Raw genomic sequence first — 22832 nt, forward strand, 5'->3', positions numbered from 1 at the left:
TTATTCCGTCGGGTAATTGATTTAAAAGATGATACAACTGTCAACAATTCCCGACTTAATATTCATCCTTAGGCGAAGGTATTAACGCCCGTACTATAACTTACTGTTCTGACAGTTTTTTCAATCTGCTCTTCTCTGTTTTGATTAATTTCACTGCGCTGCGCCTGGGCGAAATTCTGCCGGTCAGCCTGTTCTGGCTGGCCCGATTCATTCCAGCCAGACGAGGAATCAGCCCCCACGCTACTCTGACCCAGCTCAATGCCTGATTCCGCCAGCGAGCTGCGCAGATGAGGTACCGCCGCTTCAATCGCCGCGCGCACCTGATGACTGGCCGAAACAAAGTGCATTTGTGCCTGTTCATTTTTGAGTTGCAGCGTGATCTGAATCGAGCCCAGCTCCTCCGGATGTAAACGCAATTCCGCGTGTTGAATCCCGTTACGGGTAAAACAGGCCAGCTGCTGGCCCAGCGACTGCTGCCAGGCCGGCGTACCCATCTGCTGGGTTAGCTGGCCACTGGCGGCTGGTGGCTCGGTTCCCGCAGCGCTGTCGGACGGGTGCAGCGCTGCAGAGGAGAGCGCAAGTTCAGGCTGAGCAGCGACCGGCTCTGCAGGATGAGCAGGTGCCGCGACTTTTAGCGGCATCGCGGTGATTGCCTGTTGCAGCGTGGCAGGAGGCTGCTCCGCCGCCGCGCTCATTACGCTAAAAGGGATGATTGCTGTGGCGTCAGCCTGCACCAGCTGCTGATCGGCCGCCGGTTGTCGCACCGCAGCCGGCGTGGCAGGTTGGGTAAAATCAGCGGCACCCCCCTCTTCAGCAAGTCCGGTCGATGGGTCTGCGGTGACCGGCAGCACTGCCGCTTCCGCCATCGCTACGCCAGGTTGATCGGATGCCGCGCGCTCTGCACTCAGCGGCCCCGCCGCAACGGTCTGCGCTGCCGGCTCAACGGCCAGTGGCGCCGTCTCAACGGTCTGCGGGGTCACATCCGGCACGATCATCTGCGCCAGCGGCTGAGCCACGCCAAAAGGTAAGCCACCGTCCGGCAGCGCATCATCCTGCGCCGACAGCGTCACTTTTTCGGCCGTCTCTTCAGTCGGCAGGCTATCGTGAAGCTGATTCAGCCACACCATCAGTGACTCACTCGCACTATTTTCTGCTGACCCAGTGCCGTGCTGATCGGCTACCCCGGTGGGCGTGTCGTCTGCCGGTTTGGCGGCCTTGCCCTTTGGCTGGCCGCGAGACGGCAGCGGCGATTTTGCCGTTGAGCCGGTGGTTTTCTCATCCAGTACCCGGCTAAACGCCTGCGCATCGGCTGGCGTCTCATCCTGCGCGAGCCGCGTGCCAGCCACTGGCTGTATAGCGGCGACTTTGGCAACCATCATACGAATTTCTTCCTTAATAAAGTCTGGCTGGCGAACTCATCCATTAACTTCTGTTCCAGCCGGTTTTCTTTTAGCTGAGCGGCCGCATCCGCCCGGTTTTTCAGCGTGGTAAAGGCGTTAAGCCGCAGATGGTCATGTTTCCACGCGGAAACCGCGTGATTGACGGCGGTTTCGCAGGCCGTTACGTGGTGGCTGTATTGCTTTACCACCCGGTTTAATGAGTCGATAAACGACTGATAACTCAGGATATGGGAAATCAGCAATCCTGAGTCGGCGGTGCGCGCCGTCAGCTGTTGCTGATACTCCTGTTGGTAACTCTCCAGCTGGCGCAGCTGGGCGCACGCCTGTTCATAGCTCAGCCGGGTTTTACCCAGTTGCTGGGTGGTATCATCCAGCTGCTCGCGGGCTTTTTCGCGCAGCATTTCCATTGGCGATCGGGTTGCCATTATCACCACTCACTTGGTTGTCAGGTCGAAGGAAACAGCGCGTTTAGCTGTTCAAGGGCATTTTCATATTCGCTGCAGTCATACATGCCCTGCTGCAGATACCCTTCCATTTTTGGGTAGAGGGCGATGGCGTCATCCAGCCGCGGATCGCTGCCGGCGGCGTAGGCACCAACGCTGATCAGGTCGCGGTTATGCTGATAAGCGGAAAGAAGCTGTTTGAAGCGCTGGGTTTTCTTATAGTGCGTGTCGTCGATCAGTTCGGTCATGGCACGACTGATCGAGGCTTCAATGTCGATAGCCGGATAGTGTCCCGACTCCGCCAGCTGGCGTGACAATACAATGTGCCCGTCAAGAATGGCGCGCGCCGAGTCCGCTACCGGGTCCTGCTGATCGTCACCTTCGGTCAGCACGGTATAGAAGGCGGTAATTGAGCCTCCGTTTTTGATGCCATTACCGGCACGCTCCACCAGCGCGGGTAGCTTCGCAAACACCGAAGGGGGATAACCTTTGGTGGCGGGCGGTTCACCGATCGCCAGCGCGATTTCTCGTTGCGCCATCGCGTAGCGGGTCAGTGAATCCATAATCAGCAGCACGTCGTTGCCGCGATCGCGAAAATCTTCTGCAATCCGGGTGGCGTAAAGTGCGCCCTGCATTCTTAATATCGGCGACACATCGGCCGGCGCAGCAATCACCACCGAACGGCTTCGTCCCGCTTCACCGAGAATATTTTCGATAAAATCTTTTACTTCGCGGCCGCGCTCGCCAATCAGCCCGACCACAATCACGTCCGCTTTGGTATAGCGGGCCATCATGCCCAGCAGCACGCTTTTGCCGACGCCGGAACCGGCGAACAGGCCCATTCGCTGGCCGCGTCCGACCGTCAGTAAGCCATTGATTGCCCGCACCCCGACATCCAGTACCTGGCGGATCGGGTCACGCTGCAGCGGGTTAACCGATGCGGTAAACAGCGAACCGGCAGTTTTGCGGCTCGGCGCGGGTAAGCCATCCAGCGGTCGTGCGCTGGCATCCAGCACCCGGCCGAGCAGCTCCGGCCCCAGCGGTAACTGTTTACCGTGGACCGTGGCCTCTGGCTGGGCGCACACCCGCGCACCCGGTAGCACGCCCTCGACGTTTTCCAGCGGCATGATATAGAGTACCCGGTCGTTAAAACCGACTACTTCGCCTTCGACAAACGCGGTGCCAGCGGCACGTTTGCGCTCGATCATGCAGAGCGTGCCTATCGGCAGTTTCAGCCCGACCACCTCCATCACCAACCCTGTGGCGCGGACCAGCTTGCCATACTGCTGATAAGGCGGCAGCGTCATGATCTGTTGCTCGCAGCGGACCAGGGTGTCGAGCCAGTTTTTGAGACGCGTGCTCATGAGGTGTAATCTTCCTTGCTCAGGTTGCACAGCCTCTGCCACTGGGTGGCCAGCGTTGCATCCAGCTCGCCCTCGTCCGAGGTGACGCGGCAGCCGCCCGGCGCAATGCTTTCATCGGCGCGTAATGCCCAGTGCTGGCTCGCCAGGATCTCGCCCAGCTGCTGCTGTACCAGCGGGAAATCCTCTTCACTGACCGACAACACAATGTGGCTGGTAAACTGCAGGTTCTCCTGCAGCAGATGCTCAATCTTTTGCAGTAACAGCGTGGTATCAAAGATAATCTGCTTACCGAACAGCGAGCGGACGGCATTCAGCGAAAGCTGAACCAGCCGGGCCGGGATCACGCTGTCGAGGCTATCCAGTGCGGCCTGAAATTCATTGATTAGCGATGAAAATCGACTGACCAGCAACTGCTGCTGCTGATCGACGTCTGCTGCGCCCTGCGCCCGTCCGGCTTTTTGACCCTCGCTGAATCCCTGCTGATACCCGAGATCCTGGCCCTGTTCCCGTCCTTTCTGTTCTCCTGCCGCATAACCTTCCCGCTCAGCCTGCTGCCGTAAGCGGGCCAGCTCGGCCTGGAATTGCAGATCGGTAGCCGGATCGGCAGCCGGTGTGGCTGGCTGAGCCTCCGCGCTAACCGGCGCGACACCCTCCAGCAGATTTTCCGGCTGCCAGCGTTGCCAGCTGCCCGCTGCCGGGCGATCAGACGTAGACATCTTCACCTCCGCCCAGCACAATCTCTCCGCTTTCCGCTAAGCGACGGACAATCAACAGAATATTTTTCTGCTCAGCTTCAACCTGCGACATGCGCACCGGTCCACGCGAATTGAGATCTTCCATCATGATGGCGGCAAAACGCTTCGACATATTGCGGAAGAACGCATCGCGCAGCGGTTGCTCTGCTCCTTTCAGTGCAATGACCAGCGTTTCGTTTTCCACATCCTGCAGCAGGCGTTGAATGCTGCGATCGTCGAGTTCGACCAGATTTTCGAACAGGAACATCTCATCAACAATTTTCTGCGCCAGCTCATGGTCAAACTCACGTACCGCCTCAATCGCCGCCTCTTCCAGATGCGATTTCATCAGGTTAAGGATTTCAGCGGCCGGTCGTACCCCACCCATTTTACTGCGCTTCATATTCTGGCCGGTCAGCAGGTTATTCAGCACCTCGGTGAGCTCCTGCAATGCCACCGGCTGAACGCCGCCAAAGGTGGCGATACGCAGCATGATGTCGTTACGTTCGCGATCGTCAAACTTGGCCAGCACATCTGCCGCCTGGGCGCGTTTTAAATGCACCAGGATGGTGGCAATAATCTGTGGATGCTCTTCACGGATCACGTCAAAGACCGATTGAGGTTCCATGAAGTTAAGCGTTTCAAGGCCATTAACGTGGGAATGCGTATCCAGCAGATCTTCCAGTAAACTGGAGGCGCGTTCCTCACCCAGCGCTTTCACCAGCACGTTGCGCAGATAATCGTTGGTATTGAAGTTCAGCGCGGCGAAGTCAGAGACCTCGCGTTCAAACTCTTTCATCACCCCGGCAAGGTTATCGTGGGTCACGCCTTCAAGATTGAACATGGCGCTACTGATTTGCGTCACTTCATGGCTATTCAGGTGTTTAAAGACTTCCGCTGCGCACTCATCGCCCAGCGTTAACATCACCATGGCACATTTTTCGGCTGCGTTCATTACGGCTTTTGCTCTCTCATCAACCACTTACGAATTACAGCAGCCAGAACATGCGGTTCCTGCTCGGCAAGTTGTCGCAAATGCTGAGTGGTAATTTCAGTATCGACGCGCTGTTTGGCTTTATTTTTCTCAATGCTCTCTATGCGGCTGGTTTCTGCATCCAGTTCAGCCTGCCGCGCCTGTTTTTCCATTTCGAGCCGCTGCAGCGCCAGTTGCTGATGTTTGATCCAGAAAGGCTGCACCGCTTTATGCCACAGCAGCCAGGCGACCAGCAGCAGCAACAGATAGCGTCCGGCCTGCAGGGATACGCTGATCACCTCCGGCTGTTTCCAGAGCGGCACCGCCGCCTCTTCGTCCGAATGGGTAAACGGCGAGTTCACTACGCTCAGGCTGTCGCCACGCTGCGCCGAAAAGCCAATCGCCTGCTTCACCAGCTGATTAATCTGGTCGATCTGCTCTTTCGCCAGTGCAACCGGCTTGCCGTCTTTACCGGGCAAATAGTTGATCACCACCGCAGCGGAGAGCCGCTCGATTTCACCGGAGTTACGCCGGATATGCGTCAGGGTCCGATCAAGCTCGTAGTTGACGGTTTCATCGTTATGGGTGTTGTAAGGAAGACGTCTGACGGTCGCGCTATTTCCTTTTTGCGCCGTCGCATCAATCGGCGCGGAAGTGGGTACCGGAGGCTGATTGCTCAGCGCACCCGGCACGCCGCCGACCGCCTCTTTACCGCCCTGCTCACTGCCGCTGCTCTGGCGACTGCGGATCGACTTTTTATCCGGTGAGCTATTGGGCTGATACTGCTCCGCCGTCTGCTCATTGACAGAGAAATCAATTTTGGCGGTCACCTGCGCGCGCACGTTACTACTGCCGACAATCGGCGCGAGGATCGCCTGAATGCGGCTCTGATAATCGCTTTCTACTTTGTTGATGTACTTAAGCTGGGAAGTCTGCGTTGCCCGTTCGCCACTTTGCGTCAGCAGGTGGCCATTTTGATCAACAATGGTGACATCATCAGCCGACATGCCGGCAACCGCACTGGAGACCAGATGGCTAATCGCGCTGATCTGGCCCGCATCCAGCGTCCGTCCACCCAACAGGTTAAGCGTGACCGACGCCGACGCCGGTTTCTGCTCCTGCACAAACAGCGACGCTTTCGGCAGCGCCAGATGAACGCGAGCGCTTTTTACCGGCCCCAGGGTGTCAATGGTGCGCGAAAGCTCCCCTTCCAGCGCGCGTTGGTAGTTAATCTGTTCACTGAACTGGCTGATACCAAACTTTTCCTGGTCCAGCAGTTCAAACCCAACCGATCCGCCTTTCGGTAAACCCTGCTGAGCCAGTTTTAACCGCACGCCGTAAACCTGATCGTCGGGCACCATAATGGCACCCCGCCGTTGATCAAAACGGTAAGGTACATTCATTTTGGTCAGCTGCTCGACCACCGCACCGCCATCCTGGTCGCCGATGTTGCTATATAACACGCCATAGTCCGGCGTATTCGCCCAGAAGAAAACAATAATGACGATCGAAATCGCCGCGGCAGCAATAATAATAAAAATGATTCTCGGGTTTGAACGAAACCGATCAAAAGCTGCCAACAGGCTCATGGTATTTTTGTTGTTATTACCGCTAGATGTGGCATTCATGCCATTTTCCTGTAAAAAATATAATGACACAATGTAAACGTGATATGACTCACTAACGCATAATTCATTGGTAAGCACTCATGCCGTTACAGCATTTCAAATAGCCAAATCAGGCCACTTATTATGTACAATTTTATCGCCACCTTAATCAGGAATAAGCGAAAGCTTCTGTCAGCTATTCATATTATATTTTCCAGGCTTTCCTGGTTATCATGCTGCGATTGAACTGGCAAGCAGATAACGCCAGATAAAAAATTCCAAGAGTGTGAAGGATTCAAGCGATGTCTATTCAGTCGATGACTGACATTATCGATCAAATCCATTTTCAGGCCCGCGAACTGTCGGGCCTGAATAAGGCTGATCGTGCAACCGCGACGAAAACGGGCAACATCATGCCGTTTTCCGATCTGCTGCTTAACAGTATTAACAGCCTTAATCAGTCGCAAAATATGGCTAAAGATCAGTCTCAGGCATTTATGAAAGGTTCATCGGATATCGGATTGAATGATGTTATGGTCTCGTTGCAGAAATCATCACTCACCCTCAATCTGGGTATTCAGGTGCGCAATAAACTGGTCAGTGCTTATCAGGATATAATGGGAATGTCATTATAATAAAATTTTGAAGAGCGTTATTTACCACCCGCGAGCATGTTCTCGTGCCGTCAGCCAGAATGCTTTGCCAGTGGCAGAACATACCGCCTGAGCGGGTTTCCCAGACCTTTAACGTGTGCATATTGCTCATATTTTTCCGCCAGCGTATTGACTGGCGGCGTGCGATGCCGCTACCGGCTGACTCTTTCGCCTGACTGAATGACTACGAAGCTATAATCCATGCCTGAGATATTGAATAAGAATACAGTGGTTCTCGCTGACCGGTATGCACAAAGCAACCTGACGGATATAGAATTAGATAAAATTATTAAATTAATTTATCAGCGTGCCGGTATCGTCATTACCCGGCAGCGTCGTGATATGGTTTATAACCGGCTGGCGCCGCGTTTACGTGAGCTGGGCATAGAGAGTTTCAGCCGTTATTTAGCCCTGCTGGAATCGATGCCGGGCAATGATGAATGGCAATTATTTATCAACGCCTTAACCACTAACCTGACCTCTTTTTTCCGCGAGGCGTATCACTTCCCTATTCTGGCGAAGCATGCGGCCAGCAGAAGCGGCGGTTATAACGTCTGGTGTACCGCGGCATCGACCGGTGAAGAACCTTACTCTATCGCCATGACGCTGGATGAGGTGCTGGGAAGTACTCTGACCGGTCCGCGCATTCTGGCTACCGATATAGACACCAATGTATTGGCCAAAGCCAGAGCCGGTACCTATCGACTGAATGATATTAATAACCTGACCCAGGAACAGAAAAAGAAATATTTTCTGCGAAAAATTACCACCGCTGAACAGCAGCAGGTCAAGGTCAGAAATTCTTTACAGAAAGATGTGCATTTTCAGCAGTTAAATCTGATCGCCGAAAACTGGAATATCCCCGCACCTTTCGACGCCATTTTTTGCCGCAACGTTATGATCTATTTCGATAAGCCTAACCAGCAACGATTATTAAACCGTTTTTCGAAACTGTTAAAGCCGGGTGGTCTGCTGTTTGTGGGTCATTCTGAACATTTCAACAATATGGACAGTCCTTTCCGTCTGCAGGGTCAGTCGGTCTATTATCTGGCTAAGGATAAGGTATGAGCAAAATAAAGGTACTTTGTGTTGATGACTCAGCCCTGATTCGTACCATCATGACCAATATTGTTAATCAGCAACCCGATATGGAGATGGTGGCGACCGCGCTCGATCCGATTATCGCTCGCGATTTAATTAAACAGCATAATCCGGATGTGCTGACGCTGGATGTCGAAATGCCGCGCATGGATGGCCTCGATTTTCTCGAACGGCTGATGCGCCTGAGACCGATGCCGGTGATCATGATCTCTTCCCTCACCAGCAAAGGCTCAGACATTACCCTGAGCGCACTGGAGTTAGGCGCGGTCGACTTTGTCACCAAACCACAGATGGGGCTGCATGAGGGCATGTTGCAGTACGCGGAACTGATTGCCGAAAAAATTCGCACCGCCGCCAAAGCGCATATCCGCCGCGGCCTGACGGCTGCACAACAGCCAAAAGTTATCCGCACCCCGCTGATCGGCAGCGAAAAGATCATTGCGATTGGCGCCTCGACTGGCGGCACCGAGGCTATCCGTCAGGTGCTGATGTCGATGCCCGCCTCGTGCCCTGGCATTGTGATTGCGCAACATATGCCGCAGGGCATTACCCGCTCCTTTGCTGAACGGCTGGATAAAATGTGCCAGATCTCAGTGAAAGAAGGTGAAGACGGCGAACGCGTCCTGCCCGGCCACGCCTATATTGCACCGGGCGGTCGCCATATGGAGATGTACCGCAGCGGTGCTAACTACCATATCCGCTTAAATGACTCACCGCCGGTCAATCGTCATCGCCCGTCAGTGGACATGCTTTTGCAATCGGTGGCGAAAGCGGCCGGCAAAAATGCCGTCGGGGCGATCCTGACCGGTATGGGCCATGACGGCGCAAAAGGTATGCTCCAGTTACACCAGACCGGTGCCAAAACGCTGGCACAAAGCGAACAGACCTGTGTTATTTACGGCATGCCTCGTGAAGCTGTCGCCCTGAATGCGATAAGCGAAATCGTTGATCTCGACCAGATTGCACAAACTATTCTGAAAAATGTTGTCGGGCAGGCACGCCGAATTTAGGCACGGTATCGCGTTATTATTCCGAGCCACCTGTCGTTATTCACCACTAAGCCCAGATAAAGGCGCAATTAACAGGACCATTATTACTATGGCTGATAAAAACTTACGTTTTCTCGTCGTCGATGATTTTGCCACCATGCGCCGTATTGTGCGTAATTTACTTAAAGACCTCGGATTTAATAATGTCGAAGAGGCAGAGGATGGTCAGGATGCGTTGAATAAAATGCAGCAAACCAACTTTGACTTCATCATCAGTGACTGGAACATGCCCAATATTGACGGACTGCAGCTGCTGACGCAAATCCGAAATACGCCGGCATGGAGTACGCTGCCGGTATTAATGGTCACCGCAGAAGCCAAGAAAGAGAACATTATTGCGGCGGCTCAGGCTGGCGCCAGTGGTTACGTTGTTAAACCTTTCACCGCTGCCATTCTGGAAGAAAAGTTAAATAAAATTTTCGAAAAAATCGGGTGGTAATCAGTGGAAACTCAAGAAAAAACGCCAGAATCAGATAATTTCAAATCTATTTTTTCGCGCATCGGGCATTTAACCCGCCAGCTGCGCGACGGGATGTCCAGCCTCGGCCTGGACCGCGCCATTATGGATGCCGCTGAGGCGATTCCGGATACGCGTGAACGGCTTAATTATATCGTTAACAAGACCTCTCAGGCGGCCGATCGGGCATTAACCTGCGTCGAAGAAGCACGCCCGCTGCAGGACCGATTAAACAGCGAGGCTAAGGGGCTGACCGGGCGCTGGGATGCCTGGTTTGAGCAGCCGGTTGAGCTGCCAATAGCCCGTGATCTGGTGAGCGACACCCGGCTTTTTTTGCGTGACGTCCCGACGCTGACCGATCAAACCAATGCGCAACTGATGGAAATCATGATGGCGCAGGATTTCCAGGACCTGACGGGCCAGGTGATTCAGCGCATGATGCACCTGATTGAAAATATTGAAAAAGAATTGATTCAGGTGTTGATAGAAAACATGTCTGGCATGGCTATTCCGGTGGCCGCCGAGCCGGAAAGCCTGAAAAACGGTCCGCAGATTAATCACGCACAAACCGGCGTGGTGGCGACCCAGGATCAGGTGGATGACCTGCTCGCCGACCTGGGCTTTTAAGTTGCGGTCAGTGTTCAACGGGCCGGCAAACCCGCTTATTTTCCGTCTGACAGATTGACCTCTGTCAGCCACTGAACGTTGCGAGTCCGGCACGCCAGGTTGAGTCATGTCTGAAGAAAGTGATGTAGAAAAAACCGAGGAACCCACTCCCCAGCGACGGCAGAAAGCGCGTGAAGAGGGGCAAATTCCGCGTTCAAAAGAGCTGACATCTTTAATGATGCTACTGGCTGGCTGGTCATTAATTTTTGTCAGTGGTGCAAGTACGGCTGACCAGCTGGCGCAGCTGCTGCATAACGGCCTGATGTTTGACCGTCTGCTGCTGACCGATATCGCCAGCATGCTGCATAAAACCAGTGGATTAATGTCGCTGATGTTAACCGCGTTACTGCCGATGCTGCTGGGGCTATTTTTGGTGGCGATTGCCTCATCGACCTTTATTGGCGGCCTGCATTTCAGTAAGAAATCACTAAAAATCGACCTTACCCGCCTTTCACCAGGCGCCGGTTTAAAACGCTTATTTTCTTTTCAGGTAATTTCTGAACTCGCTAAAAGCCTGATGAAGACCCTGTTAGTCGGCAGCGCATTTACCTTCTTTCTTATTAAGAATAAAAGTCATTTTATTCAGCTGGCTAATGAATCGCTCGGCGATTCACTCGGTGATGCTCACCGGTTGATCTCTCACTGTTTAATTATGGTGATTTGCGCGCTTATTCCGATGATGGGCTATGACGTTTTTTACCAGTTAATGAGTCACCTAAAAAAATTGCGTATGACCCGCCAGGAGATCCGTGACGAATTTAAACAGAGCGAAGGGGATCCTCATGTAAAAAGCCGCATCAGGCAGCTGCGCCGTGCAATGGCCCAGAGCCGGATGATGGAGGATGTGCCTCAGGCAGATGTGATTGTGAATAACCCCACCCACTATTCGGTCGCGATCAGCTGGAAAGCGGGAAAAATGGCGGCACCGGTGGTGCTGGCAAAAGGCGCAGGCGACATCGCTCTGCGTATCCGTGAGCGGGCTCAGCAACATAACGTTCCGATGCTGGAAGCGGCCCCGCTGGCGCGTGCGCTTTACCGCCATTGTGATATTGGCGAACCGATTCCGGCGGAGCTGTATAGCGTGGTCGCTGAAATCCTCGCCTGGGTTTATAACCTGCGCCGCTGGCGAAAATCCGGCGGCAGTAAGCCCAAAAAACCTGTCAACCTTTCAGTGCCTGCGGCGCTGGATTTTGCCCATGAGAGTCAAGAGTGATGGCAAATTTAACCACTAAACTCCGCCTGCCCGATTTAAAACAGACCCAGTGGCAGATACTGGCCGGGCCGATCCTGATCATGATGATTCTGGCCATGATGGTGCTGCCGCTGCCGGCATTTATGCTGGATACGCTCTTCACCTTCAATATTGTGCTGTCACTGATGATATTGCTGGTGGCGATGTTTACCCAAAAGACGCTGGAATTCTCCTCATTCCCGATTGTGCTGCTGTTCTCCACCCTGCTCCGGCTGGCGCTGAATATCGCCTCAACCCGCATCATTCTGATGGAGGGGCATACCGGTGCTGGCGCAGCGGGCCGCGTAGTGGAAGCCTTCGGCCATTTTCTGGTTGGCGGCAATTTCGCGATCGGTATCGTGGTATTTGCCATTCTGATCATCATTAACTTTATGGTGATCACCAAAGGTGCCGGACGTATCGCCGAGGTCGGCGCACGCTTCGTACTGGATGGTATGCCCGGTAAGCAGATGGCGATTGATGCCGATCTCAACGCCGGCTTGATTGCCGAGGAAGAGGCGAAACGCCGTCGCAGCGAGGTGACGCAGGAGTCTGACTTCTACGGCTCAATGGACGGTGCCAGTAAATTCGTGCGTGGCGACGCCATGGCCGGCTTGATGATCATGGCGATCAATATTGTTGGCGGCCTGATCATCGGCATCGCTCAGCACGATCTCTCCTTCAGCGACGCGGCACAGACCTATACGCTGCTGACCATTGGTGATGGTCTGGTGGCCCAGATCCCGGCCCTGATTATCTCGACAGCGGCCGGTGTGATTGTCACCCGGGTTTCTAATGAGACCGATGTCGGCGAGCAGATGGTCAGCCAGCTGTTCAACAGTCCGCGCGTGATGATACTGGCGGCCGGCGTCATCGGACTGCTGGGCGTGATCCCGGGCATGCCGAATACGGTCTTCCTGCTGTTTACCGCCGCCCTGCTCGGCCTGGCCTGGTGGCTGCGCGGTCAGCAACTTAAACAGCCGGCCAGCGTGAACGGCGTCGCAGGCAGCATGGCGGGCAGCGTCAGCGAAGCGACGCAGGCGCCTGAGGCGTCGTGGTCAGATGTGGAAATGGAAGATGTGCTGGGGCTGGAAGTCGGCTACCGGCTGATCGCCATGGTGGATGATTCGCAGGATGGCCAGCTGTTGATGCGGATCCGCGGAATTCGCAAAAAATTCGCGCAGAAAATGGGGTTCCTGCCGCCCGCTATCCATATCTGTGACAACCTGGATCTGAAACCAACCGCCTACCGCATCATGCTGAAAGGCGTCGAGATTGGCAGCGGCGAAGTGAAGCCGGAACGCTTAATGGCCATCGATCCCGGCTGCGCAGAGGGAGAACTTGAGGGTATTGCCGGGCTTGATCCTACCTTTAAATTGCCGGCCGTCTGGATTGATGAGGTGCTGCGTGAGCATGCCCAGATTATGGGCTACACGGTAGTCGATCCGGCGTCGGTAATCGCCACCCATCTGAATCATCTGATTGAGATGCACACCGATGAATTGTTTAGTCGTCAGGAGACTCAGCTGCTGCTGGAACGCATCTCCCGCGAGATGCCAAAACTGGTTGAAGATTTCATTCCGGGGATTATGTCGCTCTCGCTGTTTCATAAGGTGTTGCAGAACCTGCTGGCGGAACATATTTCGATTCGCGATATGCGCACCATTATTGATACCCTGGCGGAACATGCCGATAGCCAGCATGATGCCGATGATCTGACCTCGCAGGTGCGGATCCGGCTGGGTCGGGCAATAACCCATCAATGTTTCGGCAATGAGCCGGATATTCAGGTGATTGGGCTGGCGCCCGCCCTTGAAGGGTTACTGATTCAGGCGAAACAGAATGGCAGCGCGCTGGAACCCGGTATCGCCGAGAAGATGATTGAACAAACCGGCCAGGCGATCAGCCAGCAAAACGCGATGGGCGCCGCACCGGTTCTGCTGGTTAATCAGTCTCTGCGACTCATGCTGTCACGCTTTCTGCGGCGGGTTTATCCGCAGCTGGTGGTGCTGTCCAACCTGGAAATCAGTCACAACCGCACGGTTCACATGTCCTGTACCATCGGCGGCGCACAGTGAAGCGCTGGCTGGTGATGCTGGCTGGAGTGGCGTTGAGCGCAGCGGCGAGCGGTGGCAGTGGCAGCTGGAGCGGAAGCAGCGTCGGCGGTCGGGTGAGTGTTGGTCAGCAGACGCTGGTCAGCCGGCCCATCAGCCCGGCAGCACCGCTGCCGGCTACGGCAATCCTCCGTTCGCTGACATGGCGGATCACCCTGCTCAACCGGCCGCCGCCCGGCTTACAGATTAAACTCTGCGCCCAGGCGGCCTGCTTCCCGCTGCCGGGCTTATCCGGCACGCTGCAGCTCAGCACACCGCACCCGGCGAATACCGTTTTTCATTTTATTTATTCAGTGAACAGCCGCGGGCCGCTAATGCCGGCCCTGCAGGTGGTGAGTAATCAGTTGAACGTGAACTACCATTGAAGGAATCTGTGGATAACCTGATGTCGCCGCGTTGCCAGTCAGCCAATGCGGCGCGGGGTTTGCGCGGCATAATCCCGACAGCCGCTCTTACTCTGTTGTAGTCTGACCATATTCTGTTCCAGCTGATGCATCCTGGCCCGCAACCGCTCGACAATCTCTCCCTGGCTGCGCTGTATCGCCTGCAGCTGTTCGGCCATCGCCTGCTTTTCTGCTGCAGCCGACGTCTGCTGGTAAGCGCCGATCATCTGCTGCACCGCTGCCAGATAAGGGGGTGAGCTAACGGCAACCGCGTCCCACTGCCCCTCTCTGAGCTGTTCCAGCAAGGCCTGACTCATCTGAGCCAGGGTGAAAAGCGATGCATCAGTCATGCAGCCCCCGCCTGAATCTTCGGTAAGATTTCATCCCAGACGGCGGACATTTCCGTCAGTAACCGATCGGCTTCCAGCAGTTTGTTCACATCACCCTGGCTATTGGCCTGTAACAGCAGCCGGGAGATATAGTCATACAGCCGTTCCAGATCCGTCGCAATTTGCTGGCCTTTTTCATGATCGAGTGAGGCGCGTAATCCCTGATCGATGATGTTGATCGCTTTACCGATCATTTCACAACGCTTAGCTACCGCGCCTTTTTCAAAATAGATTTTTGCCCGCAGCAGCGCATTATGTGCCGCTTCAAACAACATCGCGATCAGCTGGTGTGGCGTAGCGCCTGCCAGCCGCGCATCAAGCGAAACCTGGTCATAAGCCTGTGAGCTTTGCATTTGGTACATTATCATTTCCTGCATATAAAACAGGGACATCGCCCGGTCTGCGACAACCCCTGCGTCGGGATTACAACTTGCTGAACATACCCGCCAGGGTAGTACTCATATTGTTCATCTGATTAAACAGGGAATCGGCATTGGCATACTGCTTTCTCAGTAACTCAACTTTAGAGTCGATCAACGCCTGCGTGCGGGTTATCTGATCGGTGGCATTATCGATTTGGCTATTGAGCAGATCGGTAGCGGCTTCGAACACCCCCTTGATATTTTTCTCGGGATTACCGACAAGGTATTGAGTGAAAATTTCTCCCAGCCTATTGTTCAGGCCGCCATTTCCCCCTACGCCCTGAATCATTTTCTGTACATCTTCGGGATTATCGGCAATGGCTTTATCCACTTTGGTTTCATCAAGCGTCATCAGGCCCGTTTTGCTGTCCGTGGTGATGCCCAACTGCGAAAGAGAGGTGTAGATATTGCCTTTGTAGCTGCCATTGACGGCATTGCGAATGTCGCTGACCAGGTTACGTAACCATGATTCTCCCCGCAACGCACCGCTCTGCTCGGTGGTCTTCTCACTATCCCCGTCTTTGCTGGGTGCGACATATTTGCTGTCGGCCGTCGCTTCGGTTAACAGCGCATTGTATTGCTTAACAAAGTCCTGCAGCCCGGCTTTGATGGCGCTGGTGTCCACCGTCAGGGTCAGCTGTTCCGGCTCACTATCGGCTGCGGATACCGCATTCAGGTTGAGGGTCACGCCGTCAATGACGTCGCTGATGGAATTTTTGAAACGGGTGTAATCGATGCCGTCGACGCTGAACTTAGCGTCCTTAGCCGCAGAGACAGCGCTCATCTTATCTGCGCCTGTCCCGCCATTGCTGGTATTAAGGATAGCGCCGAGACTGTCATCACCCTCCACGCTGATCGACATCTCGCCAATTGTCCCGGTGACTTTTGAACTCAGCATCAGCTGATAACCGCCGTTACCATCACGCTGAACCGAGGCGGAAACGTTGCCACCTTTTGCGGTGTTTTCCTTGTTGATCAGGTTGGCGATGTCGTTCAGTGCGGTCTCACCGTCCTTTAATTCCACCTGCAGCGGTTTAATATCATCATCATCAATGTCCCCGTCCCCGTCGGTATCGCCGTTTCCCTGGGTAATGGTAATGGTACGGGTCCCGCCGCTGGTCGTGCCGCCAAGTTGCGTAATGGCGCTGTCAAAGACAGTACTTTTCAGCTTGTGCGCAATCGCCAGCTGATCAACTTTTACCGTATGGGTGTCCGCCAGGGCACCACTTGCGGCGGTGGCGGTAAACGCGGTATTAGACGTGACTTTCATAGTGTCAAAGGCCGAATGATTGAGTACGTCAATCGAGGTCTGCAGGTTAGTGGTTAAATTTTTAATGCTGCCCCAGGCAGAGATTTTCTTTTTACAGCTATTCTGCAGATTGGTGTAAGGATTGAGACGCAGTTGTTCGCTATCCGCCATGCTATTTAACAGATCGGTATAATCCCAGCCGCCAACCCCCGCGCTGGCTATTGATGATATTGCCATGTTAATCTCCTGTTAATATTAACCAATCTTCATTTTCTTTTGGTCTATAAAATATCGGCGCCGGCCAGAAAAAATAAAGGCAGAATAAAAAATTTAACTGCGCCGTTTAATCTTTACACCACTACCCGCCAGTTCTGACCTTTTTTTTAAATCGACGCATCGATAAGTAAAAAATCAAATCACCCGAAATAAGGGCAACTCTGTCATTAATTCACCTTACAGAGAAGATTAACTTTACCGCGACGGGTAAAACCGGTCTTCTGCCCTCTTTATACAGTCAAAAAAACGTGCAGGCCTGTCTGCCTGAACCGCAGGTTTAAATTTCCCTTCGCTTATAACCGCAGTAAAAAAAATTTCAGTAAATTTTCACCACGCCGATATTTAATATCATGCGAAGTGAACACGCATACTCACATTTAATAACCTAATATTAGTGAAGGAAAATTACATGACACAGGTCATTAACACCAACACCCTGAGTTTGATTGCGCAGAACAACCTGAATCGCTCACAGTCAAGCCTCGGCACCGCGATCCAGCGCCTCTCTTCTGGCCTGCGTATTAACAGCGCTAAAGACGACGCTGCTGGCCAGTCAATCAGTAACCGCTTCACCGCTAAAATCAATGGCCTGTCTCAGGCTTCGCGTAACGCTAACGACGGTATTTCAATCGCGCAGACCACTGAAGGTGCGTTAAACGAAGTTAACGATAACCTGCAGAAAATCCGTACGCTGACCGTTCAGGCTAACAACGGCACCAACTCTGATTTGGACAGAAAATCAATCCAGGCTGAGATTACTCAGCGCCTGGCTGAAATTAACCGTATCTCTGAACAAACCGAATTCAACGGCGTGAAAGTGCTGAGCGCAGACACCTCACTGAACATCCAGGTTGGCGCCGACGATGCCCAGTCGATTTCAATCGGTTTGCAGAAAATGGATGCTACCACTCTGGCCATGGATTCTTATGACGTCACCACCATCGACGGTACCGGTTCAGACGGTCTGATCAAAAAAGTTGACGCCGCACTGGATATGGTCGGCTCACTGCGCTCCGATCTGGGTGCGGTGCAAAACCGATTTGACTCAGTCATCAACAACCTGAATAGCACCGTGATTAACCTGTCGGCCTCTCAGTCACGTATTCAGGATGCCGATATGGCGACCGAAGTGTCCAATATGTCCAAAGGTAACATCCTGCAACAGGCAGGTACCGCGGTACTGGCGCAGGCGAACCAGACTCCAAACAATATTCTTTCGCTGCTGCGTTAATATTAAACCGCCCGACAGACTGACAGTATTAAAGTCGTCGGGCGGGTTACTATCATCCAATGCGCAAGGCCCGATGCCGGTTGCTACCGACATCGGGCTTTTTTGCATTAAAGATTATCGTTTTTTCACCTCTCCTTTAGCGCGTTTCCCGGCTCCCCGCCCGGTAGACAGCGGCTGAACAGCCCGTAACTACCCTATTCCGCTTTCCTTAACACTATCCCAGTACAGCGTCATCCTCTGACAGCCTGAATCGCCACAGCGCACCGCCGGCGCGCATCCAGCCTGCCGGTTGATCTCATGAGGTCGCCGCTGGAGGCTGTCGCCGGTGCGGATCGGCTGACAGCTTCAGCGCACCCCGAGTCGCTCGCAGAGAAACCGGTCGATGGGCGGCAACCCGCTGCAACAGCGTCCGCGTTTACCCCGCGTCACAACGGCGCACGCTGGCAGTATCCTGGGAAATTTCCATGGCGCAAGCCATACGGCAACCGCCAGATTGCAGCGTTGCATGGCTTGCTTCAGATTAAGGGCTGAGTGTGAGGGCGGCTGAGTTCAGAGCAGGTCTTATCGGGGGGAATGGCAGGCGAATGGCGTGAAAAGCACGCCAGGCCGACACTGAACGCGTGTTGTGGCCTGGCAATAGATAAAAACGGCGTTTAGTCGCAGGTCGCGAGGGCGCTATTTTTTTCGACCAGCTCCATCTCTTCACTGTTTAACAGCTTTTCGATATTAACCAGAATCAGCATCCGGTCATCAATCGATCCTAATCCTTCGAGATATTCCGTCGACAGCGTCACCGAGAAATCCGGTGCCGGACGAATTTGCTCAGCAATTAATGACAACACGTCAGAAACGCCATCGACAATAATCCCCACCACCCGGCTGCCAAAATTCAGCACGATCACCACGGTGTGTTCATTAAATTCGGCGGAACTCAGGCGGAATTTAACCCGCAGGTCGACTATCGGGACAATGACGCCACGCAAGTTGGTGACGCCCGCAATAAAGTCAGGAGAGTTAGCGATACGGGTCATCCGTTCACAACTGCGGATCTCCTGAACTTTTAGAATATCAATGCCATACTCTTCATTGCCTAACCTGAAGACCAGATATTCGTGGCCAGCAATATCGCCAGCATCTTTATTTTCCGAGCCAGATAAATTCATTTTTTCACCTTAAAACAGCACGCTATTAACCGGCTTTGGTTGCCTGTCGCTTTTCCTTCGCCAGCATGGCTAATACCGCGACATCCAGTATCAGTGCCACGCTGCCGTCGCCAAGAATGGTCGCCGCCGACACGCCAGGAACCCGGCGGTAATTAAGCTCAAGATTCTTGACCACCACCTGATGCTGACCAACCAGTTGATCCACTAACAGGGCGTAACGGCAGCCGGCACTCTGCACAATCACCGCAATGCCCTGATTGCTCTCATCAGCCTGGCCCGGCAGATTAAACACCTGTCGCAGTTCAACCAGCGGCAGATACTCTTCGCGGACCTGAAGCATCAGTTCGTCACCGGCCATGCGGTAGAGCGCTTTCTCTGACGGCAGCCGCGACTCCATCACCGTGCCGAGCGGCAGAACATAAATTTCGTCACCGACCCGCACCGACATCCCGTCAAGAATCGCCAGCGTCAGCGGCAGAATAATGCGGATGGTCGAGCCTTTATCCTGTTCAGAATAGATTTCGACATGGCCGCCCATCGCCTGAATGTTACGTTTCACCACGTCCATGCCGACTCCGCGGCCTGAGACATCCGTCACCTTCTCGGCGGTGGAGAAGCCCGGAGCGAAGATCAGCATCCAGATCTCTTCATCACTGGCGTTTTCAGCCACCATCAGGCCTTGCGACTGCGCCCGGGCGAGGATCTTCTCGCGGTTAAGGCCGGCACCGTCGTCAATCACTTCAATCACAATATTGCCGCCATGATGCTCAGCAGACAGGATCAGATTGCCTTTTTCCGGCTTTCCTTTGGCCACTCGGGCTTCGACCGGTTCAATGCCGTGATCGAGGCTGTTACGCACCAGGTGGGTCAGCGGATCGATAATTTTTTCAATCAGCCCCTTATCCAGTTCCGCCGAGCCGCCACGCAGGATCAGCTCAACCTTCTTATTCAGTTTTGTCGCCAGGTCATGCACCAGTCTTGGGAAGCGGCTGAAGACATATTCCATCGGCATCATACGAATCGACATCACCGATTCCTGCAGATCCCGCGCATTGCGTTCCAGCTGGGCAATGCTGTTCACCAGCGCATCATGCTGGGAGGCATCGAGCCGCGACGAGAGCTGCGTCAGCATCGCCTGCGTAATGATCAGTTCACCCACCAGATTGATAATCTGGTCAACCTTATCAACCACTACCCGGATGCTGCCGCTTTCACTGGCGGGTGCTTTCGGTGGCGCTTTGTGTCTGGCTGGGGCGGGTGCGGCGGACGCGTCCGGCTTCGCCACGGGTGCCACCGGGACAGCGGCGGCTTCAGCTTCAACCGCCTCAGCAGCGCTGGCTGGGGTAATCACTATCTGATGCGGTTCCAGCACAAAGCACATCACCGCGATGATGTCGTCGATGCTGGTGGTGGTTTCGAGGGTAATGTCAATCTGGCCGCCATCATCCTGCTTGTTGATAATGGTCCCCAGATTAGCCAGCTCATCGGTTAACGGCTGTTTATCCAGCTCATTAATGCCGGTCAGTCTGACAGCGAGTACCGAACCGCCGGTTGCCGGCTCCGGTTGCGCTTGCTGGGCGGCTACCGGTGGCACGCTCTCCGGCTCTGGCGCCGCCGCAACGGCAGGCTGCGACGCCGTGGCAGCAGACGGCGGCTCAGCTTTGCTCTCTAACGCAATTTGCCGCAGCGCTTCGCAGATATAGCGGAAGCTTTCTTCATCCGGCTGTTGCGAAGATTTATACGCATTCAGTTGTTCCTGCATAATATCTTTACTCTCAAGAAACAAATTAATAATTTCACTGGTCAGCTGTAATTCGCCGCAACGGGCCTCATCGAGTAAATTTTCCAGTATATGGGTTGTTTCTTGTAATACCGTAAAGCCAAACGTGCCGGCACCACCCTTGATTGAGTGAGCGGCCCGAAATATGGCATTTAATAAATCCTTATCGGGTGAAAGGAAGTCCAGATCCAGCAGATGTTTCTCCATATCTGCCAGTAACTCATCAGCCTCATCGAAAAAAGTCTGATAAAAATCACTTATGTCCATCGTTTTCCCTCTGCTCTATTTTTCCTGGAGAGATAACCGGCTGCCCAGGGGCTTGCGCATCGGCAGGCACAATCTTTAACGCCGACGTTAATTTTTCCGTTTCCGGGGTTGCAGTGAGTTTATTTAAAAGCGACTGCTCTTTGAGAATTTCCTTCTCTTTTTCTTTACTGTGAACCAGTATGGTTATCCGTCGATTAAGCGGATTATCCTGGCCGCCGTTATCGAGACTGACGCTATCAGCCATGCCGACAATGCGCAGGAATTTATCCGCCGACATGCCACCTTTAATTAACGCGCGACGCGAGGCATTAGCACGATCGGCCGACAGCTCCCAGTTACTGTAGGCGGCATCACCACCGGCATAACGCAACGAATCGGTGTGACCAGAGAGGGTAATGCGATTGGTTAAGCCATTCAGCGCCGGTGCCAGCGCCTCAAGAATGGCGCGCATATACGGCTCGGGTTCGCGGCTGCCAACCTTAAACATCGGCCGGTCCTGACTGTCGGTGATCTGAACCAGCAGCCCATTATCAGTCAGCGACAGTCGTATATTGGACTGGAAATTACTCAGCCGTGGATCCTGGACGATCAGGCTCTGCAGCTTTTCACGCAGCGCCTGTAAATTGTGATCGGACTTTTGCTTCTTATTTTCCAGCTTATCCGGCGTTTGCTTAAGCTCTTCACCGTCCTGCTTAATCACGTTATCGCCGCCGCCGGGGATCACGCTGTCACTCAGGCTCGATTTGTTGCCCTTCGCCAGTGCAACCCGTAACGGCATTTTAAAATACTCCGCCACCTGCTCACGGGTTTGCGGTGTTGAGGTTGAGAGTAACCACATCACCAAAAAGAAGGCCATCATTGCCGTCATAAAGTCGGCATAAGCAATTTTCCACGAGCCACCGTGATGGCCACCATGGGCAGACTTACGCTTCCGTTTGACCACGATGACGGCATTGTTTTTCTTATTCATGCAGCCTCTTCCGCTGCCGCCGCTGGCTCTGAAGGTGCCGCTTTCACATCACGAATGTGCTCTTCCAGCTGATAGAAGGTCGGGCGCACCGAGGAGTAGAGCGTTTTGCGACCAAACTCCACTGCGATTTGCGGTGCGGATTCATTAATCGCCGCCAGCAACACCGCTTTAATGCAGAACAGCGCTTTGGTTTTTTCCGCACTTTTCTGACGCAGCAACGCCGCCAGTGGACTGACGAAGCCGTAAGCCAGCAGGATACCGAGAAAGGTGCCGACCATGGCATGGGCGATCAACTCGCCGAGTTCGGCAGCCGGACGATCGGCGGACGCCAGCGCATGCACCACGCCCATCACCGCGGCGACAATACCAAACGCCGGAAAGCCGTCACCCAGCGCGCCCAGACTGTCGGCGGGGACCGCCGCTTCATGTTCAGCGGTTTCAATCTCTTCATCCATCAGCGCTTCAATTTCAAACGCATTGGTACTGCCGCTGATGATCAGGCGCAGATAATCGAGTAAGAAATTCATCAGGAAGCTATCAGCCAGTAACCGCGGATAACGGGTGAAGATGGCGCTATTTTGTGGATCTTCGATCTCCGCCTCCAGTGACATCATTCCTTTCTGGCGACCGCTGGCCAGCAGCAGATAAAGCAACGTCAGCAGGTCGATATACACCGCTTTGGTATAACCGGCGCCTTTAAAGAGCTGCGGCAACGCTTTAAGCGTGGCTTTTATCGCTTTCGCATTATTCCCCACGATAAAGGCACCGACGCCTGCGCCACCAATAATTAACAGTTCAGTTGGCTGAAACAGCGCGCCTAATTCGCCACCCGACAGTAAAAATCCGCCAATGACTGCGGCAAAAACCACGATATAGCCCAGAACAACCAGCACAATAACCTCTTCATTAT

Annotated in this window: 22 protein-coding genes; 9 read left to right on the forward strand and 13 right to left on the reverse strand. The window is 53.9% G+C overall.

Translation table 11 applies throughout. The features are described from left to right. Positions 1 to 68: 68 nt before the first annotated feature. From AC6I8D_RS17065 to fliF, 6 genes are read right to left on the reverse strand one after another with little or no spacing between them, the layout of a single operon-like run. Positions 69 to 1379, reverse strand: coding sequence for a flagellar hook-length control protein FliK (locus AC6I8D_RS17065; RefSeq protein WP_312758635.1), 1311 nt, complete (start codon positions 1377 to 1379; stop codon positions 69 to 71). Further along, positions 1376 to 1825 (reverse strand): flagellar export protein FliJ, encoded by a 450-nt coding sequence (gene fliJ / locus AC6I8D_RS17070; protein ID WP_312053201.1) that lies wholly within the window; start codon positions 1823 to 1825, stop codon positions 1376 to 1378. The genes AC6I8D_RS17065 and fliJ overlap by 4 nt, the downstream gene beginning before the upstream one ends. A 20-nt stretch (positions 1826 to 1845) precedes the next feature. Continuing rightward, positions 1846 to 3207, reverse strand: a complete 1362-nt coding sequence (gene fliI, locus AC6I8D_RS17075) for a flagellar protein export ATPase FliI (RefSeq protein WP_312053202.1) — start codon at positions 3205 to 3207, stop codon at positions 1846 to 1848. After that, positions 3204 to 3923 carry a flagellar assembly protein FliH gene (locus tag AC6I8D_RS17080; RefSeq protein ID WP_312758637.1) on the reverse strand — a complete coding sequence of 240 codons (720 nt, stop codon included), beginning with the start codon at positions 3921 to 3923 and terminating at the stop codon, positions 3204 to 3206. The genes fliI and AC6I8D_RS17080 overlap by 4 nt, the downstream gene beginning before the upstream one ends. After that, entirely contained in the window at positions 3910 to 4896 is a 987-nt protein-coding gene (gene fliG, locus AC6I8D_RS17085; protein WP_312053206.1) for a flagellar motor switch protein FliG, read from the reverse strand. The genes AC6I8D_RS17080 and fliG overlap by 14 nt, the downstream gene beginning before the upstream one ends. After that, positions 4896 to 6542, reverse strand: a complete 1647-nt coding sequence (gene fliF / locus AC6I8D_RS17090; RefSeq protein ID WP_312053208.1) for a flagellar basal-body MS-ring/collar protein FliF — start codon at positions 6540 to 6542, stop codon at positions 4896 to 4898. Before fliF ends, fliG begins: the two co-directional genes overlap by 1 nt. 281 nt (positions 6543 to 6823) lie before the next feature. On the opposite strand from fliF, the gene fliE reads away from it, so the two are divergent. The 8 genes from fliE to AC6I8D_RS17130 all read left to right on the forward strand — a co-directional run bounded on the left by fliE (position 6824) and on the right by AC6I8D_RS17130 (position 14157). Beyond that, complete coding sequence (gene fliE, locus AC6I8D_RS17095) at positions 6824 to 7156, forward strand: flagellar hook-basal body complex protein FliE (protein WP_497820517.1); 333 nt, start codon at positions 6824 to 6826, stop codon at positions 7154 to 7156. Positions 7157 to 7375: 219 nt separating this feature from the next. Beyond that, complete coding sequence (locus tag AC6I8D_RS17100; RefSeq protein WP_312053211.1) at positions 7376 to 8242, forward strand: CheR family methyltransferase; 867 nt, start codon at positions 7376 to 7378, stop codon at positions 8240 to 8242. Continuing rightward, positions 8239 to 9285 (forward strand): protein-glutamate methylesterase/protein-glutamine glutaminase, encoded by a 1047-nt coding sequence (locus AC6I8D_RS17105; protein WP_312053212.1) that lies wholly within the window; start codon positions 8239 to 8241, stop codon positions 9283 to 9285. Before AC6I8D_RS17100 ends, AC6I8D_RS17105 begins: the two co-directional genes overlap by 4 nt. 88 nt (positions 9286 to 9373) lie before the next feature. Further along, the gene (gene cheY, locus AC6I8D_RS17110; protein ID WP_312053214.1) at positions 9374 to 9763 is read left to right on the forward strand and encodes a chemotaxis response regulator CheY; all 390 of its coding nucleotides are present in this window, start codon (positions 9374 to 9376) and stop codon (positions 9761 to 9763) included. Between the two features lie 3 nt (positions 9764 to 9766). Then, on the forward strand, positions 9767 to 10408 hold the full coding sequence (gene cheZ / locus AC6I8D_RS17115) for a protein phosphatase CheZ (protein WP_312758640.1): 642 nt from the start codon (positions 9767 to 9769) through the stop codon (positions 10406 to 10408). 106 nt (positions 10409 to 10514) lie between these two features. Further along, positions 10515 to 11660: a flagellar biosynthesis protein FlhB gene (gene flhB / locus AC6I8D_RS17120; RefSeq protein WP_312758642.1), complete on the forward strand. Its 1146-nt coding sequence runs from the start codon at positions 10515 to 10517 to the stop codon at positions 11658 to 11660. Next, positions 11660 to 13756: a flagellar biosynthesis protein FlhA gene (flhA, locus tag AC6I8D_RS17125; protein WP_312758644.1), complete on the forward strand. Its 2097-nt coding sequence runs from the start codon at positions 11660 to 11662 to the stop codon at positions 13754 to 13756. Before flhB ends, flhA begins: the two co-directional genes overlap by 1 nt. Then, complete coding sequence (locus tag AC6I8D_RS17130) at positions 13753 to 14157, forward strand: flagellar protein FlhE (RefSeq protein ID WP_312758646.1); 405 nt, start codon at positions 13753 to 13755, stop codon at positions 14155 to 14157. Before flhA ends, AC6I8D_RS17130 begins: the two co-directional genes overlap by 4 nt. A 38-nt stretch (positions 14158 to 14195) precedes the next feature. Here AC6I8D_RS17130 and fliT read toward each other — a convergent pair whose 3' ends face one another. The 3 genes from fliT to fliD all read right to left on the reverse strand — a co-directional run bounded on the left by fliT (position 14196) and on the right by fliD (position 16472). Further along, positions 14196 to 14525 carry a flagellar protein FliT gene (gene fliT, locus AC6I8D_RS17135; RefSeq protein ID WP_312053222.1) on the reverse strand — a complete coding sequence of 110 codons (330 nt, stop codon included), beginning with the start codon at positions 14523 to 14525 and terminating at the stop codon, positions 14196 to 14198. Further along, positions 14522 to 14926 (reverse strand): flagellar export chaperone FliS, encoded by a 405-nt coding sequence (gene fliS / locus AC6I8D_RS17140; protein ID WP_312758649.1) that lies wholly within the window; start codon positions 14924 to 14926, stop codon positions 14522 to 14524. The genes fliT and fliS overlap by 4 nt, the downstream gene beginning before the upstream one ends. A 61-nt stretch (positions 14927 to 14987) precedes the next feature. Then, positions 14988 to 16472: a flagellar filament capping protein FliD gene (gene fliD, locus AC6I8D_RS17145; RefSeq protein WP_312758651.1), complete on the reverse strand. Its 1485-nt coding sequence runs from the start codon at positions 16470 to 16472 to the stop codon at positions 14988 to 14990. Positions 16473 to 16920: 448 nt separating this feature from the next. On the opposite strand from fliD, the gene AC6I8D_RS17150 reads away from it, so the two are divergent. Beyond that, on the forward strand, positions 16921 to 17742 hold the full coding sequence (locus AC6I8D_RS17150) for a flagellin N-terminal helical domain-containing protein (protein ID WP_312053226.1): 822 nt from the start codon (positions 16921 to 16923) through the stop codon (positions 17740 to 17742). Positions 17743 to 18395: 653 nt separating this feature from the next. Here the strand turns inward: AC6I8D_RS17150 and cheW are convergent. Genes cheW through motA form a run of 4 tightly spaced genes read right to left on the reverse strand, consistent with a single transcriptional unit; the run spans position 18396 to position 22815 of the window. Continuing rightward, positions 18396 to 18905: a chemotaxis protein CheW gene (gene cheW, locus AC6I8D_RS17155; RefSeq protein WP_312053228.1), complete on the reverse strand. Its 510-nt coding sequence runs from the start codon at positions 18903 to 18905 to the stop codon at positions 18396 to 18398. A gap of 25 nt (positions 18906 to 18930) precedes the next feature. Beyond that, positions 18931 to 20952 (reverse strand): chemotaxis protein CheA, encoded by a 2022-nt coding sequence (cheA, locus tag AC6I8D_RS17160; protein ID WP_497820518.1) that lies wholly within the window; start codon positions 20950 to 20952, stop codon positions 18931 to 18933. Beyond that, a complete protein-coding gene (gene motB / locus AC6I8D_RS17165) occupies positions 20939 to 21922 on the reverse strand; it encodes a flagellar motor protein MotB (RefSeq protein WP_312053232.1) in 984 nt (327 codons plus the stop codon). Before motB ends, cheA begins: the two co-directional genes overlap by 14 nt. Beyond that, entirely contained in the window at positions 21919 to 22815 is an 897-nt protein-coding gene (gene motA, locus AC6I8D_RS17170) for a flagellar motor stator protein MotA (protein ID WP_312053234.1), read from the reverse strand. Before motA ends, motB begins: the two co-directional genes overlap by 4 nt. Positions 22816 to 22832 lie beyond the last annotated feature (17 nt).

This window comes from Pantoea sp. X-Soil-MYKO-1785 (assembly GCF_059730675.1).

What these genes read in the sequence shown, in the direction of transcription:
- flhB (WP_312758642.1), top strand. Translation starts at nt 10,515, where the DNA reads ATGTCTGAAGAAAGTGATGTAGAAAAAACCGAGGAACCCACTCCCCAG.
- AC6I8D_RS17105 (WP_312053212.1), top strand. Translation starts at nt 8,239, where the DNA reads ATGAGCAAAATAAAGGTACTTTGTGTTGATGACTCAGCCCTGATTCGT.
- cheY (WP_312053214.1), top strand. Translation starts at nt 9,374, where the DNA reads ATGGCTGATAAAAACTTACGTTTTCTCGTCGTCGATGATTTTGCCACC.
- fliJ (WP_312053201.1), bottom strand. Translation starts at nt 1,825, where the DNA reads ATGGCAACCCGATCGCCAATGGAAATGCTGCGCGAAAAAGCCCGCGAG.
- AC6I8D_RS17080 (WP_312758637.1), bottom strand. Translation starts at nt 3,923, where the DNA reads ATGTCTACGTCTGATCGCCCGGCAGCGGGCAGCTGGCAACGCTGGCAG.
- cheW (WP_312053228.1), bottom strand. Translation starts at nt 18,905, where the DNA reads ATGAATTTATCTGGCTCGGAAAATAAAGATGCTGGCGATATTGCTGGC.
- fliF (WP_312053208.1), bottom strand. Translation starts at nt 6,542, where the DNA reads ATGAATGCCACATCTAGCGGTAATAACAACAAAAATACCATGAGCCTG.
- AC6I8D_RS17100 (WP_312053211.1), top strand. Translation starts at nt 7,376, where the DNA reads ATGCCTGAGATATTGAATAAGAATACAGTGGTTCTCGCTGACCGGTAT.
- fliE (WP_497820517.1), top strand. Translation starts at nt 6,824, where the DNA reads ATGTCTATTCAGTCGATGACTGACATTATCGATCAAATCCATTTTCAG.
- fliS (WP_312758649.1), bottom strand. Translation starts at nt 14,926, where the DNA reads ATGTACCAAATGCAAAGCTCACAGGCTTATGACCAGGTTTCGCTTGAT.
- fliG (WP_312053206.1), bottom strand. Translation starts at nt 4,896, where the DNA reads ATGAACGCAGCCGAAAAATGTGCCATGGTGATGTTAACGCTGGGCGAT.
- fliI (WP_312053202.1), bottom strand. Translation starts at nt 3,207, where the DNA reads ATGAGCACGCGTCTCAAAAACTGGCTCGACACCCTGGTCCGCTGCGAG.
- AC6I8D_RS17065 (WP_312758635.1), bottom strand. Translation starts at nt 1,379, where the DNA reads ATGATGGTTGCCAAAGTCGCCGCTATACAGCCAGTGGCTGGCACGCGG.
- motB (WP_312053232.1), bottom strand. Translation starts at nt 21,922, where the DNA reads ATGAATAAGAAAAACAATGCCGTCATCGTGGTCAAACGGAAGCGTAAG.
- fliD (WP_312758651.1), bottom strand. Translation starts at nt 16,472, where the DNA reads ATGGCAATATCATCAATAGCCAGCGCGGGGGTTGGCGGCTGGGATTAT.
- fliT (WP_312053222.1), bottom strand. Translation starts at nt 14,525, where the DNA reads ATGACTGATGCATCGCTTTTCACCCTGGCTCAGATGAGTCAGGCCTTG.
- flhA (WP_312758644.1), top strand. Translation starts at nt 11,660, where the DNA reads ATGGCAAATTTAACCACTAAACTCCGCCTGCCCGATTTAAAACAGACC.
- AC6I8D_RS17150 (WP_312053226.1), top strand. Translation starts at nt 16,921, where the DNA reads ATGACACAGGTCATTAACACCAACACCCTGAGTTTGATTGCGCAGAAC.
- cheA (WP_497820518.1), bottom strand. Translation starts at nt 20,952, where the DNA reads ATGGACATAAGTGATTTTTATCAGACTTTTTTCGATGAGGCTGATGAG.